Here is a 14,628-nt window from a genome sequence, read left to right as displayed (position 1 = left end):
AAAAGGAATAAGATGAGGGTGTATGGTTAAAAAATGTCGAAATTTCGAACGTTTTTTGCATTTATTTATATCTTATTACGTGAAATATATCACAATCTATTCCTTTCCATCATATTTAATGATTGAAAAGGTCAAACTAAAAAAAATGAGAACTGGAAGTGAATTTAAATGAGTAAGCCAAAAATTCTAATATTAGGCGGCGGCTACGGTGGAATCATGTCAGCTGTCCGTTTACAAAAAGAGCTAGGTTCAGACGAAGCTGAGATCACGTTAGTAAACAAGCACAACTATCATTACCAAACGACGTGGCTTCATGAGAACGCAGCGGGTACATTACATCATGACAAAACACGTATCATGATCGATAACATTATCGACATGAACAAAGTGAACTTTGTTCAAGATACGGTTAAAGAAATCAAAAAAGATGAAAAGCTTGTTATCCTAGATAATCAAGAATTAACATACGACTACTTAATTATTGCTCTTGGTTCTGATCCAGAAACTTTCGGTATCCAAGGTCTTAAAGAGAATGCATTCAGCATTCGCAGCATCAACTCTGTTCGTAAAATTCGCGAGCATATCGACTATTCTTTCGCTCGTTACAATAACGAAGGACAACCTGATGAACTTATTACAATCGTAGTAGGTGGAGCAGGATTTACAGGAATTGAGTTCGTTGGGGAACTAGCTGACCGTGTTCCTGAACTTTGCCGTGAATATGATATTCCTCGTGAAAAAGTTCGTATCGTAAATATTGAAGCTGCTCCAACAGTACTTCCAGGATTTGATGAGGAACTAGTTGAGTATGCAATCAATAACTTAGAACGCCGTGGCGTTGAATTCCTTGTAAGCACACCGATCAAAGAGTGTAATGAAGATGGTGTAATTCTTGCAAATGGTGAAGAGATCAAAGCATCTACTATCGTTTGGACTGGTGGAGTTCGCGGTAACCACTTAGTTGAAGAAGCTGGATTCGAAACGATGCGCGGACGTGTGAAAGTTGATAAAGACCTTCGCATGCCTGGATTCGAATATATTTTTGTTGCAGGAGACTGTGCACTTATCATCGATGAAGAAGCGAATCGTCCATATCCTCCAACAGCTCAAATCGCGATTCAACAAGCTTACACGATCGGCCGTAACATCAAAGCATTGATGAACGGTGGAAAGCTTGAAGAATTCAAGCCTGATATTAAAGGTACAGTTGCGTCCCTTGGTAAAGGTGAAGCGATTGGTAAAGTTGGAAACAAGAAATTATTTGGTGCAACTGCATCTGCCATGAAAAAAGTAATCGATAACCGCTACCTGTTCTTACTAGGTGGGGTACCGATGGTTATTAAAAAAGGAAAATTAAAACTGTTTTAATAGATAGTGGTAAACTAAGAACAGAAGCGTAAAGCTTCTGTTCTTTTTTATTACGTTGAGAAAGGGCGAGCGTTCGGATGACGAAAAAAGACAGAGGAAATGTTTGGCTTGCAGCAGCTGGTCTACTGATCGATGAGGATGGAAGATGGCTCGTCGTAAAAAAGAATTATGGCGGGCTAAAAGGAAAATGGTCTATTCCAGCTGGCTTTGTAGATGCTGGAGAAACAGTTGATGAAGCGGCGATTCGAGAAGTTTATGAAGAAACAGGCATCGTTGGTGAAGTCAGTACAATACTTGGTATACGCTCAGGTGTTATTAAAGAAACCATTAGTGATAATATGGTTGTTTTTTTATTGAGGAAGAAGCATGGCGATCTTTCACAGCATTCAAGTGAAATTGAAACAGCTGCTCTCATGACGCCTGAAGAACTAAGAGCAGATCCTGATACATCATTAATGATTCATTACTTTATGGAAAGAAAAGTGAAGTTTCTAGAAGATAAAATCAATCCTGGAGACGTATTCGGTTATACGACTTATAAGGTAATGGATTGTAGATAAAAGTACATACTTATCGAAAAAGATTATTGATTCAGGGCTTCCGAAGAGCTCTGTTTATTTTAGTTAAACTCCTTAGAAAGGGGTTTTAAACAAGTAACAACAAAAATGTACGAAATATTCTGATAATTAAAGAATGTTCATGATGATTACGCTTACATTGGAGTATTTAGCTTTAAAATCGGTTTTTCATTCCCTCATTTCCTTGTTATTATTATCTGAAAATTTAAACAAAAAAAGAGGGAGTGTTACAACATGAGAAAACATGCGATTCAGAAAAAACATGATCAATGTCCATACTGTGAGGGAAAGGGTTATTTTCAGCTCTTGCTTGGAGGATCTGAAACGTGTGTGGAATGCTGCGGAAGCGGTAAAAAAAGAGCTTAAAACCGTAACGCTCTCAAACACGATTGACGTATATGCCCCCGTTTAGTAAACTAACCTAAGGATTATGGGGGTGTCTACATCATGGATTTGCTATTGCCGCAATTCATTATTTCAATGTTGCTGTTTATGGTTCTATTCTTTGGAATCGGTTTCTTATTTAACATGCTTTTACGTGCTACTTGGTTTATGGTTATTCTATATCCAATAGTCGTCATTATGATAGTAGATGACATTCGGTTTTTCGAGTATTTTACAAAACCAGGTACGAGCTTTGGACTACTTGGAAGTGATCTTCTAAATTTGTCAGTATCTGATATTACGATTCTTGCTTGTGGATTAATCGGTGCGATACTTTCCGGAGTTGCCATTAAGATGTTGCGGGTACGCGGTTATCAGATGTTTTAAGAAGCCCCTTATTTAGGGGTTTTTTTATTTGCACTTTTTTCCTTTTATTAAGAAACGGGTATACATAATAACTAGCCTGGGAAGGAATAGATAGGAGAGGAGTGGACAATTTTTGTTGATTTTAAGAAAAATTGTAAAGAGAACCACGATCGTTATCCTATTCATCTGTGCAATATTTACGACATTTCGTTCCATTTCTGGTGTAGAAGCAGATGATCTAGTAACATGGCTAGATGAAACACAGTCAGACAACAAGATTGTTGAGGCTACACTTAGTGTTTTAACAGAGTCCCTGAAGACATTGCCTACAATTTATAACCCTAACATGATGGTTTCTTCTGCTGAGGTGAAGCAGCGATCCCTTGAAGATGAGATGAATCTTACTCAATATCCTTCAGTTAAAGTAACAGCAACTGGCTATACGGCAGGTCATGAGAGTACAGGAAAGACTAAAGGTCATCCTGCATACGGAATCACCAAATCAGGGTTAAAGGTGAGAAGAGACCTCTATTCTACCATTGCAGCAGATACTTCATTCTTTCCGATCGGCACCGTTCTATGGATTCCAGGATACGGATATGGAGTAGTGGCAGATACTGGATCAGCCATTAAAGGGAACAGGTTAGATCTCTTTTATAATACGGTAGACGAAGTGTATAAAAAGTGGGGCAAGAAAAATATTGATGTGTATATTGTCGAGCGTGGAGACGGTAAGATAACTGAAAATGAACTGAATGATCTAAACGAAGAAAAGTCCATGCAAGTATTCAGACAGCAATACTTATATAAATGATAAAAGCTTCAGGTTTAAGTGACCTGAAGCTTTTTTATGTAGCTTTCCTCTTCTTCTGGTAAGAATGCAGGAAAGTCATTCGGATGAACAAGTGCAGCTAATCGTTTCATTCCGATGATTAACCGTGGTGAGGGTCTACAAAAGAGGGATTCTTCAAGTTTGTAGATTTCAGTGCGCGTGTTAGCTTCTAGATGGTCCCATCCCTCTCTCTTCTTAATGTGGGAAACCTTCATCTTTTCTGTTTTAACACCGACCCAAACCATGCCTATGATATCTGGCTCGCGAGTTACAACATCTTCCCACGATGTTTGAACACTTGCCAATTCTACGTCTTGAAACACGTTTTCTCCGCCAGCAAGATGAGCAATCTCTGAGAGCCAGTTCACCCTACCAGGTGTAAAGATGGGCTTAGGCCACCACTCAAAATATACTTTTTTTCTGTTTTTTATGGAGTTGCTAATTTTATCGTAGTGAGTAATCTCATTCTTCATCCATGCATTTACTTTTTCAGCTTCTGGCAAATGATTTGTTACTTTACCCAAATCGAGCAGATCATTTTGGATATCAGTAAGACTTTGTGGATTATAAATGACATGTGGAATACTGCGACGCTCTAATTCCTCTATGTTTTTCTCCATTCCAGGTACACTTAAACTAGCTAGTACAAGATCAGGCTCTAGAGATTGAAGTTTATCCATATCAATCGATAAATCTGGACCTAATCTCGGAAGTTGTTCAATTTCTTTTGGCCAATCTGAAAAGTCATCGACTCCGACCAACATTGATGTTAATCCTAAAAAATGCAACAGTTCCGTATTGCTTGGGCAAATTGAAATGATTCTCAAAGAGAAGAACCTCCTATGATATGAACAACCATGATAAGAGTAATGTTTGAAGAATACCAAGAAGTCCGCCAAAGAACACTTCACTAGGACGATGTCCAAGAAGTTCTTTTAATTCTTTTCTTTGTTCTTCCACCTTTTTTTCCTGAAATTTCTCTGATTCTCTTACGTGGTTTCTGAATTCCTCTACTAAATCATTCAATACTGCTGCTTGTTCTCCTGCATGCCAACGGATACCTTTTGCATCGTACATGACGATGATCGCAAACATGGCAGCGATGGCGAAGAGAGTTGAACCTGTACCGTGCAAGGCTCCAACGGCAGTTGCTAAGGAAGTAACAGAAGCTGAATGTGAACTTGGCATTCCTCCTGTACTTATAAATAACTCCCATCTAATTTTTCTAGTATGATAAAAATGGATAGGGATTTTTAAGAATTGTGCAGAAAATACACCAAGTAAAGCTGCTATCAATGGAAAATTTAATAGAATATCTGGCATGGGGACTATCCTTTCAATATGGTGGTTTATAGTATGGCTGTTTTAGATAGTTGTTACCCGATTTAGGTACAGTTCAATCTTTTACTAATATTGAACGAAAGAGGGGGAGGGAGTAAGAATGGAGTATTTTCCTCAAGAATATTACGAGTTTTTTATTGTTTTTAACGATGGAGATTATTACACAGGACACGATTTGTTAGAAGCGATCTGGCTCACAGATCGCAGTAACTTGTTCATCAAAGGACTGCTACAGATGACGGTTGCTCTCTATCACTATGAATATGGAAACCTTAAAGGGGCAAGGCAAATGATGAGGGTAGCTAAAGAGTATCTATCTTCGTATAAACCATCGTATTGGCAGCTGGATGTAGAGAGAGTATTGATGTTTATTGAGCATTGTCTTGGAGTTATACCATCATTTCCAGATAGGGTAAGATTTGAAGAAGTTGCTCAATTGCCAGTCCTGCCAAAACTTTATATAAATTTAGAAGAATAAAGCAACGTGAATTCGAAATATTCTAAAAGAAAGAGTATAATGAGAAGCAGAGCTTTATAACGAAAAAGGGGGAACTTTAACATGTTTACGATCAAACAACTTTGGAATACCAGCGAACAAGAAGAAGTCCTACTGGTCGGTTTATTTCAAGAACCAAAACTTACTGGTGTAATGGCAGATATGGATAATGAATTAAAAGGAATAATGACTGATCTTATAAAAGACGGTGATTTATCAAATCGCCTAAAAAGCATCAAAAAACTTAATACGCTAGGTCAGCTTGGAACGAAAAGAATCTATTTTGCGGGTTTAGGCAAACGCGAAGATTTCACGTATGACAAAGCAAGAAGCACATTTGGAAGAGCGGTACAAGAAATTACAAAAGAAAAGAGAAAACAATTTTCTATATTGCTAGATACGTTCCATACAGATCAGCTCCCTATGGAAAAGCTTGCACATGCCTTTAGTGAAGCTGCAGGTACCGCGGTTTATAAATTTGAAGACTATAAAAAGAAAACGAATGAACCACAAAAACGGCTAGAAGCGGTTACTGTATATACGGAAAACAGTGAGGCTGAAGCTGGGCTGACGAGCGGATTTGCTTATGCGAAAGGGATTAACTTTGCTCGAGATCTTGTGAACACGCCAGCGAATCTTCTTACACCTACAGATCTTGCTGCTGAAGCAATTGATGTTGCGCTCGAATATGGCATGGAATATGAGATCCTTGAAAAGGAAGACATGGAGAAGCTAGGAATGGGAGCGATACTCGCGGTTAGTAAAGGGTCAGATCAGCTTCCTAAATTGATCACAGTAAAATATCAAGGCGGTAAAAAGGAAGATTCGTATGTTGCCTTAGTCGGAAAAGGATTAACATTTGATGCGGGCGGTTATTCGATCAAACCAGCTTTAAACATGCATGAAATGAAGAGCGATATGGGTGGAAGTGCAGCTGTATTGGGAGCGATGGAGGCGATCGGCCGTCTGAAGCCAGAGATTAATATCATGTTTGTGATTCCATCCTCAGAGAACTTGATCAACGGAGAGGCTATGAAGCCAGGAGATGTGATCACTTCACTGAGTGGTAAAACAATTGAAGTTCGCAACACGGATGCAGAAGGGCGTCTTATCCTAGCTGATGCGATTACGTATGCAAAGGAACAAGGAGCAAAATATATTGTTGACGTTGCCACTTTAACTGGCGGAGTTGTTGTTGCACTCGGAGATTGTACAACAGGTGCTCTTACCAACGATGAAGAGTTCTATGAACATATTAAGCAATCTGCAGCTGATGAAGCAGAATTATTGTGGCTCCTGCCAAGTTTTCAGCCATTTAAAGATATGTTAAAAACAAGTGATGTTGCAGACCTAAACAACTCAACAGGCAGACTGGGTCATGCCATTACAGGTGGATTGTTTGTAGGCGAGTTCGCTGAAAATACGCCTTGGGTTCACTTAGATATCGCAGGTACTGCGTATTCTGGAAAATCTACAGAGTTAGGTCCAAAAGGAGCAACAGGTGTTATGGTTCGAACACTCGTTAACTTCGTAAGAAACTTTAAAGCATAATCAATAATCGAAGCTGGTTCTCACTGATGAGAGCCAGTTTTTGTTTTGGGTTTGACAAAATCCCGTTATCCATGTTAATTTGTTAAAGGTTTAACATATTAGTGATTTAGCGAAATAAAGCAATAAAGTTATTTGAGGAGGAAATGAAATGAATGCTGTGGTATTAGCGGTAGCTGTTATGCTAGTACTTAGCCTTTTACGTATACATGTTGTCGTAGCTTTGTTAATCGGAGCCTTAGTAGGCGGGTTCGTAGCAGGAATGGGTTTAACAGAAACCATAACAGTATTTACTGAGGGGTTAGGATCAAATGCAGTCATCGCATTAAGTTATGCGTTATTAGGAAGTTTTGCTGTAGCGTTATCTCGTACAGGACTTCCAAAACTGATGGTTGAAAAAGCTATCGTATTGGTTGGAAAAGAAGGAGAATCAAAAAAGAAGTCGTTATCAAAAGTACTAATCTTATTTATCATCCTTATGATTTCTTCATTCTCCCAAAACTTGATTCCAGTTCATATTGCGATCATTCCAATCTTCATTCCACCATTGTTGCACGTTTTAAATGAACTGCAGCTTGATCGTAGGTTAGTTGCAACTGTTATTACGTTTGGATTGGTCACACCTTATATGTGGTTTCCGGTAGGATTCGGAGGAATCTTTCATGAGATTCTTCAGACGAACATGAAGGATAGTGGATTAACTGTTAAGATGGACCAGATTCCTGCTGCGATGACGATTCCTTCTCTAGGCATGATTGTAGGTCTATTGATCGCTGTCTTTATTACGTATCGTAAACCACGCAAATATGAAGATAGAACGACCGGAATGACTAAAACAGATGATGTATCTTATACAGCTCGTTCCATCATTGTAGCTGTTTTGGCTATTGTCGCTACATTGTTTGTACAATTACAAACGGACTCAATGATCTTCGGAGCTTTATCAGGGATTATCGTTCTGTATTTCAGCGGACAGTTAAAGTTGAATGCTTCAGATGCGATATTAACCGAAGGTATGAAAATGATGTCGTATATTGGATTTGTTATGATCACTGCCGCAGGTTTTGCAGCAGTAATGCGCGAGACAGGAGAAGTAGAAACATTAGTTAAAGGCAGTGCTTCATTTATCGGTAACTCGACTGCTCTCGGCGTACTGTTAATGCTAGTTATCGGTCTGCTCGTAACAATGGGAATCGGTTCATCGTTCTCAACAATTCCTATCATAACAACAATCTTCGTACCCCTAGCTGGAGAATTAGGACTGAGCGTTATGGCGACGATCGCGTTGATCGGTACAGCGGCTGCGTTAGGTGATGCAGGTTCCCCTGCTTCTGACAGTACACTTGGACCTACTTCTGGTCTTAATGTTGATAATCAGCATAATCACATCTGGGATACGTGTGTACCGACATTTTTGCATTACAATATCCCATTAATCGCTTTTGGATTTATTGCAGCGATGGTATTATAAAAAAGTTTGTTTTCACTGAAAAACCGCCATGTGCGGTTTTTTTGTTTATCATCAGAAATTTATTGGTTTATCGCATGCTATTTTTCAGCATAAATACACATGCTAAAAACAAGGAGGGAAAGACCATGACAAAACGGAAACACGCTTGGGATGCAGCAGCGAAAAACAACTCAACACCAACAGAAAGCATGACAAATGTAGAATTTTCTGACGAAAAATTTAGTGATGAATTACCAAAAAGAGATACCCAAAGCCCAAGATCAAAAGGAAAGTAAAAGTAAGCTGACTCCTAAAAAGCAGGAGTCAGCTATTTTTATGAAGGATTATTCAGAGAAAGTAAGTTCGGGAACCCACTGCTTCATATGTGTTTTTATTTCTTCATAAGATTTTTTCATTGCAGGTAAGTCTTTCATCGGTTGAATTACAAAAGCTTGATCTACATGGGTCGGCAGAAAATTCGGTTCTGATAATTCAATGGTTTTTTTCGATCCTTTTTGCCGTTTTGTTACCTTCAGCTGAACGATTCCACCGATGTCTTTATATTCTCGTCTCTGACCAGATAAGAAATTACCGAGAGAATAAGCGACGAACGTTTTTGATCCGTCACTTGCGGTCTCCCATTTTACAGGCTGAAGAACATGAGGGTGGTGACCGATGATGATGTCTCCGCCTGCTTCGGTTACAACTTTTACGATATTCTTTTGAAACTCATTCGGCATCCTTTCATACTCGTTTCCGAAATGAAGAGATACCACATTCACATCAGATAACTTTCTAGCCTCTTTAATGTCTCGCTTGATCCGCCCTACTTCAATCAGATTGACAAGATGATCCTTGCCTGTAGGTACAGGAATTCCGTTCGTTCCGTATGTATAACTCAAAAAGGATAACGTAATGTCATTTCTTTTGAGCAGTCTAATATTTTGTCTGTCTTTGTCTGTTAAATATGAACCGGTGTACATCACATCTATTTGATTCCAATAGTTCAAGGCACTTACAATCGCTTTTTCTCCACGGTCAAGTGTATGGTTGTTTGCTAAGGTAACGAGATCAACACCGTTTGCTTTTAAAGCATCACCTACTTCATGTGGTGAATTGAACGAGGGATAGGACGATAGACCAAGCTGTGTACCACCAATCATTGTTTCTTGGTTAGCAATCGTAATATCAGGCTCGGTTAAATATGATTTTACTGAGGTGAAGTTGCGATTAAAATCATAGCCTTTTGCAGTTTTCGCTTTATTATAAACCGTATCATGAATCAAGATGTCACCAACTGCAGCAAGTGTGAGATCTGTTTTTATTTCTTCAGGCTCCGGAGAAATCGGCTCTGTCTTTATTTCTTCTGGCGTAGATGTGTTTTCTTGTTTCGGTATCTTTTTTTCTTCTACCGTTTGTAAATCTGCGTTATTATACATATATATAAATGCGATTGTCGAAAAGAATACGACTACAATACCTGTGAACCACCAAAGACGTTTCAGTGGTAACACCCCCTTTCTGTCTATCATAATGGAAGAAGAGGGGATATGTATATGTCAAATTACTCTGTATTGGAAACGGTTTCAATTCTTGCATTCGGGAGGAAAGTACAAAATGAGACAAATCACAGCGCAAACAGTAGACCTTATGGACCAAAATGATGAACTGGCTTCTTTTAAAGAAGAGTTCTATACAAAAGATGAATCAATCTATCTAGATGGAAACTCGCTAGGTCTTCTATCTAAACGTGCAGAACAATCTTTGCTTGATGTATTAAATGACTGGAAAGAGAATGGAATTGACGGATGGATGGGTGGTAAATACCCATGGTTTACTCTTAGTGAAAAACTTGCTGAGAAACTTGCTATATTGGTTGGAGCTGAAGCGAAAGAAGTGATCGTAACAGGTTCAACTACTGTAAATCTTCATCAATTGGTCGCTACGTTTTTTGAACCAAAAGAGGGAAGAACGAAGATATTAGCAGATGAGCTTACTTTCCCTTCTGATATTTATGGCTTACAAAGTCAGTTAAAATTAAAGGGGCTCAATCCAGATACTGATTTGATTCAAGTAGGAAGCAAGAATGGTTTAACGCTGGATGAACAGGATATCATCGATAAGATGACAGAGGATGTAGCTCTTATCTTACTTCCATCTGTCCTATATAGAAGCGGGCAATTGTTAGACATAGAACGTTTAACACGTGAAGCACATAAAAGAAATATACCAATCGGATTCGATCTTTGTCACTCGATCGGAGCTCTTCCTCACGAACTCAGTAAATGGGGCGTTGATTTTGCATTTTGGTGCAATTACAAATACGTAAATGGAGGTCCTGGTGGAGTCGGTGGATTGTACGTCAATAAAAAGCATTTCACGAAAACGCCCGGACTATCTGGCTGGTTTGGGAGCAAAAAGGAAACACAGTTTGATATGGATCATCATTTTAATGCGGAAAATTCTGCGGGGGGTTACCAGATTGGAACACCTCATATGCTGAGCACAGCACCATTGATCGGATCGTTATCTATTTTTGAGGAAGCCAAGATCGACCGCATTCGTACGAAATCTTTAAAGTTAACGACTCTGCTCATGGACTTGTTGAATCAAGAGCTTGAAAACGAGTTTACGATTGTAAATCCACTAGACGATAAAAGAAGAGGCGGGCATGTTGCTCTCATGCATAATGATTCTGCGAGAATTTGCAAGGCATTAAAAGACAATGGCATCGTTCCTGATTTTAGAGCACCTAACATTATTCGTTTAGCTCCTGTGGCATTGTATAATTCTTATCGTGATGTATTCGAAGCAGTCAAAATATTAAGCAAGATCATGAAAAATCGTGAATATGAGAAGTATGAAAATAAGAGAGAAGTTATTGCATAAGGAGTGGCAGTCGTGAAATTATTTGATATATCCATGCCGCTTTACAACGGAGTACCAGGTTGGCCAGGGGATACACCGTATCACTTCAATCTTGCTTGGACGAAAGAAGATTCTGGTTCTGTAAACGTTGGAAAAGTGGAGATGAGCACACATACCGGTACACATATTGATGCACCTTATCACTTCACGAATAGCGGAGAAAGGATCGGGGGCTTACACCTCGACTTATATGTGGGACGAGCGGTCGTTATTGATGTGACGAACGCTAAAGAGATAACGGCTGAGACAGTGAAAGATAAACTGCAAGCTGGTACAAAACGAGTTCTGTTTAAAACAAGATGTTGGACAGATCGGTCCGTGTTTCCAAAACGAATCGTGCCTATATTACCAGAAGCGGTTAAACTGTTTAGCGAGTGCGGAGTCGGCTTGGTCGGTGTAGATATGCCTTCCGTTGATCCACTAGATAGCAAAGAGCTATGTGCACATCATGCTCTTTTTGAGCACAACATTCATATATTAGAAGGACTTGTATTAGATGAAGTGCCTGAAGGAGAATACGAGTTGATCGCTCTTCCACTTTTCCTTGACGAGGCTGATGGAAGTCCTGTGAGAGCCGTTCTTAGAGAACTAGTAAAATAACTTTCATAAAAACAAACACGAAATGATGTGTTTGTTTTTTCTTTTTGTAATAATAATTGATGATGGGTCTCGCTGTGTTGCTAAAGTAAAACCTGCATTTTTGAGATTTTACCTATTGTTCCTTATAATAGATAGGAGATATTACTTGGAGGACAGCTATGTATAAATATGGATTTACTAATTATTTTGAAGGAACCTTACACTTTACAGGGCATGATGTGGTGCAGGTTGGTCCATGGACAAATGTATATGTTTCTTTTGAGATAGACAACCTTGAGATTTTTCCTGAAGGACTCAATGAGCCAAGTGCGTTAGCTGTCTATAATGGAAATGGTGAGCTGCAAGAAATCATTGCGCACGATGAAGGTGTTGATTGTGAATATAAGTTCACGGACAAGGAAAAAGAACAGATCAACAAATATCTGCTACGCATAGATTTGAAACACGAAAATGAGGAGTGAGTGAAAATGAAAATTACAGGTATCGAACCAACTCCAAGCCCAAATTCAATGAAGATTAACCTAACAGAAACTCTGCCAGGATCTGAACGTTACAACTATAAGAAAGATGAAGCTGAGAATGCTCCAGAATTTATTCAAAAGATCCTTAAAGTGGACGGAGTTAAAAGCATTTATCATGTTGCAGACTTCATTGCACTAGAACGAAACCCTCGTGCGAAATGGGAAGATGTACTCGCAGGAGTTAGATCCGTTTTTGGTCAAGAAGAAGAGCTTGATACTTCTGATCAACAAACTCAGCAAGAAGATGAAATAAAAGAAATTACGGTTCTTGTTCAGATGTTTAGAGGACTTCCTATGCAGATCAAACTTAAAACCGAACAGGAAGAAAGACGAGTAGGACTCGCTGAGCGATTTGGTAAAGCTGCATTAGAGGCTCAAGATTCTTCCGACAACCTTGTTATGGAAAGACAATGGGAAGATCAAGGAGTTCGTTATGGTACATTTGAGCAAGTAGGCAGTGAAGTAGCCGAAGAGCTATCAGCCGTCTATCCTCAAGAACGATTAGATCAATTAGTAAAACAAGCATATAGCACAAATACCGAACAAGAAGTTGAAGTCGAAACACTTTCCACTTCAGAAGTAGCGAAACAACTTCGCGACTCAGATTGGCAGACGCGTTATGCGGCATTAGAACGAATAAACCCATCTATTGATGATGTAATGGTATTGAAACAGGCTCTTAAAGACGAAAAACCTTCTATAAGACGTTTGGCTGTCGTCTATTTAGGAATGATCGAGGATGAAGCTGTGCTACCTCTCTTATACTTAGCTCTTGAGGATAAGAATGTTTCGGTAAGACGTACAGCAGGTGATGCATTATCTGATCTAGGAAATGCAAAAGCCATCCCTGTAATGTGTGATGCATTATCCGATAAAAATAAACTAGTAAGATGGAGAGCGGCGCGCTTCTTATTTGAAGTTGGTGACGAGACAGCACTTCCTGCTTTAAAAGCAGCTCAAGATGATCCTGAGTTTGAAGTATCTCTTCAAGTGAAAATTGCGATCGAACGGATCCAAAGCGGTGAAGAAGCAGCGGGTACAGTGTGGCAACAGATGACAAAGAGTCGCGAACAATAAAAAAGAGGTTGAGCCTGTTAGGAGACATGGGTTCAGCCTCTTTTATTAATTATATTACATCAGAATTGATCAGGATGTTTCTTGTTGAAAATCAGTTCCGTGAGTGATTCCTCGCTCAATAAAACGTGTGATTTCACTGCATATTTCTTGGGGCTTTTCTTCCATTAGCAGATGTCCACATTTATCATAGACGATAAGTTCAGCGCTAGGTAGATCATGTTTTAAACGATAACCTGTTTTAACGGGCATCACTTTGTCCTCTTTGCCCCATAACATCAATACGGGCTGCTGAATCTGATTTAAATCCTGTGAGCACATATCTCCTTCTCGTTGCCGTAATAGCCTGACTAAAGAATGGATGAACGCTACCTCGCTAATCGGTTTTCTATAACTTTCAATCATTTCTTCCGTAACCAGCTTTGAGTCATGTAAGACAGAAAGTAAATTTTCTTTTACGTCTTTTCTCTGAATCCAATTGCGCATTCCCCAACTAAACAACGGTAAGTAGGAGCATGCGATTAAAGAACGGCTTGCTCTTTTTACATATGAACAACAGCCAAGAAGGATTAATTTTTCAATTCGCTCTGGAGACTTCTTTGCTGCATGCATAGAAATTTGGCCGCCCATAGAGTGCCCGATCAATATGGCGTTTTGAATGTTTAAAGCGTCTAAGAAATCTATAATCAGTTGTCCATAGTTAGAAAGCTTGTAGATGAAATTTGTCGATTTTTCACTCTGTCCAAACCCTGGAAGATCGATAGACAATACTTTATACGTCTTCGTTAAGTAAGGAAGCAGCTTTCTAAAACTAACGGTAGAAGATAAAAATCCATGCACGAGAACTAAGACTTTCGCATGTGGATCTTCGTGATCGAAGTATTCATAATAAATTTGAACATTATTCACATTGATTCGATATCCTGGATAATAATTGTGCTTTTCATCATGAGCCATGAATGTCTTACCTCCGTCCGCAGAATTCTATGAGTAGTTTCACCAATCGATCCACAAGATACAACGAGAAATTATTTCCTCTTTTTTTATTACTTTCTAAAAAATTTTGCATTCGTATATAGTTACATTGATGCAGTTGATTTCCGCTCCAGGTTGCACGCTTTCCATGGGGCGATCGGTAAGCC

The 14,628-nt window shown here is 39.1% G+C and carries 17 protein-coding genes; 13 read left to right on the top strand and 4 right to left on the bottom strand.

What is annotated here, in order from left to right; genetic code table 11:
* Window positions 1–168 precede the first annotated feature (168 nt).
* From IHV10_RS16610 to IHV10_RS16590, 5 genes are all read left to right on the top strand, one after another.
* The gene (locus IHV10_RS16610) at window positions 169–1,368 is read left to right on the top strand and encodes an NAD(P)/FAD-dependent oxidoreductase (RefSeq protein WP_197132016.1); all 1,200 of its coding nucleotides are present in this window, start codon (window positions 169–171) and stop codon (window positions 1,366–1,368) included.
* Window positions 1,369–1,445: 77 nt separating this feature from the next.
* Complete coding sequence (locus IHV10_RS16605; RefSeq protein WP_197132013.1) at window positions 1,446–1,928, top strand: NUDIX domain-containing protein; 483 nt, start codon at window positions 1,446–1,448, stop codon at window positions 1,926–1,928.
* Between the two features lie 252 nt (window positions 1,929–2,180).
* Window positions 2,181–2,312: a YuiA family protein gene (locus tag IHV10_RS16600; RefSeq protein WP_171005383.1), complete on the top strand. Its 132-nt coding sequence runs from the start codon at window positions 2,181–2,183 to the stop codon at window positions 2,310–2,312.
* An 81-nt stretch (window positions 2,313–2,393) separates the two neighbouring features.
* Window positions 2,394–2,717 carry a YuiB family protein gene (locus IHV10_RS16595; RefSeq protein ID WP_197132010.1) on the top strand — a complete coding sequence of 108 codons (324 nt, stop codon included), beginning with the start codon at window positions 2,394–2,396 and terminating at the stop codon, window positions 2,715–2,717.
* A gap of 112 nt (window positions 2,718–2,829) precedes the next feature.
* The gene (locus IHV10_RS16590) at window positions 2,830–3,510 is read left to right on the top strand and encodes a 3D domain-containing protein (RefSeq protein WP_231619588.1); all 681 of its coding nucleotides are present in this window, start codon (window positions 2,830–2,832) and stop codon (window positions 3,508–3,510) included.
* A gap of 14 nt (window positions 3,511–3,524) precedes the next feature.
* Here the strand turns inward: IHV10_RS16590 and IHV10_RS16585 are convergent, their stop codons facing one another.
* Entirely contained in the window at window positions 3,525–4,355 is an 831-nt protein-coding gene (locus IHV10_RS16585; protein ID WP_197132007.1) for an ABC transporter substrate-binding protein, read from the bottom strand.
* 13 nt (window positions 4,356–4,368) lie between these two features.
* Entirely contained in the window at window positions 4,369–4,851 is a 483-nt protein-coding gene (locus IHV10_RS16580) for a divergent PAP2 family protein (protein WP_197132004.1), read from the bottom strand.
* A gap of 118 nt (window positions 4,852–4,969) precedes the next feature.
* Here IHV10_RS16580 and IHV10_RS16575 point away from each other — a divergent pair, with 118 nt between their 5' ends.
* The 4 genes from IHV10_RS16575 (at window position 4,970) to IHV10_RS16560 (ending at window position 8,659) form a co-directional block, all read left to right on the top strand.
* Window positions 4,970–5,347 (top strand): DUF309 domain-containing protein, encoded by a 378-nt coding sequence (locus IHV10_RS16575; protein ID WP_197132001.1) that lies wholly within the window; start codon window positions 4,970–4,972, stop codon window positions 5,345–5,347.
* An 81-nt stretch (window positions 5,348–5,428) separates the two neighbouring features.
* Complete coding sequence (locus tag IHV10_RS16570) at window positions 5,429–6,916, top strand: leucyl aminopeptidase (protein WP_197131999.1); 1,488 nt, start codon at window positions 5,429–5,431, stop codon at window positions 6,914–6,916.
* A 148-nt stretch (window positions 6,917–7,064) separates the two neighbouring features.
* A complete protein-coding gene (locus tag IHV10_RS16565; RefSeq protein WP_197131997.1) occupies window positions 7,065–8,384 on the top strand; it encodes a Na+/H+ antiporter family protein in 1,320 nt (439 codons plus the stop codon).
* 125 nt (window positions 8,385–8,509) lie between these two features.
* Entirely contained in the window at window positions 8,510–8,659 is a 150-nt protein-coding gene (locus tag IHV10_RS16560; RefSeq protein WP_197131995.1) for a hypothetical protein, read from the top strand.
* 48 nt (window positions 8,660–8,707) lie between these two features.
* Here IHV10_RS16560 and IHV10_RS16555 read toward each other — a convergent pair whose 3' ends face one another.
* A complete protein-coding gene (locus tag IHV10_RS16555) occupies window positions 8,708–9,877 on the bottom strand; it encodes a CapA family protein (protein ID WP_370629674.1) in 1,170 nt (389 codons plus the stop codon).
* Between the two features lie 103 nt (window positions 9,878–9,980).
* Here IHV10_RS16555 and kynU point away from each other — a divergent pair, with 103 nt between their 5' ends.
* The 4 genes from kynU to IHV10_RS16535 all read left to right on the top strand — a co-directional run bounded on the left by kynU (window position 9,981) and on the right by IHV10_RS16535 (window position 13,489).
* Window positions 9,981–11,252, top strand: coding sequence for a kynureninase (gene kynU / locus IHV10_RS16550; RefSeq protein WP_197131993.1), 1,272 nt, complete (start codon window positions 9,981–9,983; stop codon window positions 11,250–11,252).
* A gap of 12 nt (window positions 11,253–11,264) precedes the next feature.
* Complete coding sequence (gene kynB, locus IHV10_RS16545; RefSeq protein WP_197131991.1) at window positions 11,265–11,891, top strand: arylformamidase; 627 nt, start codon at window positions 11,265–11,267, stop codon at window positions 11,889–11,891.
* A gap of 158 nt (window positions 11,892–12,049) precedes the next feature.
* The gene (locus IHV10_RS16540; RefSeq protein WP_197131988.1) at window positions 12,050–12,352 is read left to right on the top strand and encodes a hypothetical protein; all 303 of its coding nucleotides are present in this window, start codon (window positions 12,050–12,052) and stop codon (window positions 12,350–12,352) included.
* 6 nt (window positions 12,353–12,358) lie between these two features.
* A complete protein-coding gene (locus IHV10_RS16535) occupies window positions 12,359–13,489 on the top strand; it encodes a conserved virulence factor C family protein (protein WP_197131985.1) in 1,131 nt (376 codons plus the stop codon).
* Window positions 13,490–13,558: 69 nt separating this feature from the next.
* Here IHV10_RS16535 and IHV10_RS16530 read toward each other — a convergent pair whose 3' ends face one another.
* Window positions 13,559–14,443: an alpha/beta fold hydrolase gene (locus tag IHV10_RS16530; RefSeq protein WP_197131982.1), complete on the bottom strand. Its 885-nt coding sequence runs from the start codon at window positions 14,441–14,443 to the stop codon at window positions 13,559–13,561.
* Between the last annotated feature and the right edge of the window lie 185 nt (window positions 14,444–14,628).

The organism is Fictibacillus sp. 5RED26, from assembly GCF_015903895.1.
Taxonomy (GTDB): Bacteria; Bacillota; Bacilli; order Bacillales; family Fictibacillaceae; genus Fictibacillus; species Fictibacillus phosphorivorans.
The sequence above is the reverse complement of the archived record's forward strand: the minus strand, read 5'-3'. Positions and strand labels throughout refer to the sequence as shown.

Coding starts and splice junctions, on each gene's coding strand:
- IHV10_RS16560 (WP_197131995.1), top strand. CDS start 8,510: ATGACAAAACGGAAACACGCTTGGGATGCAGCAGCGAAAAACAACTCA.
- IHV10_RS16605 (WP_197132013.1), top strand. CDS start 1,446: ATGACGAAAAAAGACAGAGGAAATGTTTGGCTTGCAGCAGCTGGTCTA.
- kynU (WP_197131993.1), top strand. CDS start 9,981: ATGAGACAAATCACAGCGCAAACAGTAGACCTTATGGACCAAAATGAT.
- IHV10_RS16570 (WP_197131999.1), top strand. CDS start 5,429: ATGTTTACGATCAAACAACTTTGGAATACCAGCGAACAAGAAGAAGTC.
- IHV10_RS16610 (WP_197132016.1), top strand. CDS start 169: ATGAGTAAGCCAAAAATTCTAATATTAGGCGGCGGCTACGGTGGAATC.
- IHV10_RS16565 (WP_197131997.1), top strand. CDS start 7,065: ATGAATGCTGTGGTATTAGCGGTAGCTGTTATGCTAGTACTTAGCCTT.
- IHV10_RS16530 (WP_197131982.1), bottom strand. CDS start 14,443: ATGGCTCATGATGAAAAGCACAATTATTATCCAGGATATCGAATCAAT.
- IHV10_RS16540 (WP_197131988.1), top strand. CDS start 12,050: ATGTATAAATATGGATTTACTAATTATTTTGAAGGAACCTTACACTTT.
- IHV10_RS16595 (WP_197132010.1), top strand. CDS start 2,394: ATGGATTTGCTATTGCCGCAATTCATTATTTCAATGTTGCTGTTTATG.
- IHV10_RS16580 (WP_197132004.1), bottom strand. CDS start 4,851: ATGCCAGATATTCTATTAAATTTTCCATTGATAGCAGCTTTACTTGGT.
- IHV10_RS16535 (WP_197131985.1), top strand. CDS start 12,359: ATGAAAATTACAGGTATCGAACCAACTCCAAGCCCAAATTCAATGAAG.
- IHV10_RS16575 (WP_197132001.1), top strand. CDS start 4,970: ATGGAGTATTTTCCTCAAGAATATTACGAGTTTTTTATTGTTTTTAAC.
- IHV10_RS16600 (WP_171005383.1), top strand. CDS start 2,181: ATGAGAAAACATGCGATTCAGAAAAAACATGATCAATGTCCATACTGT.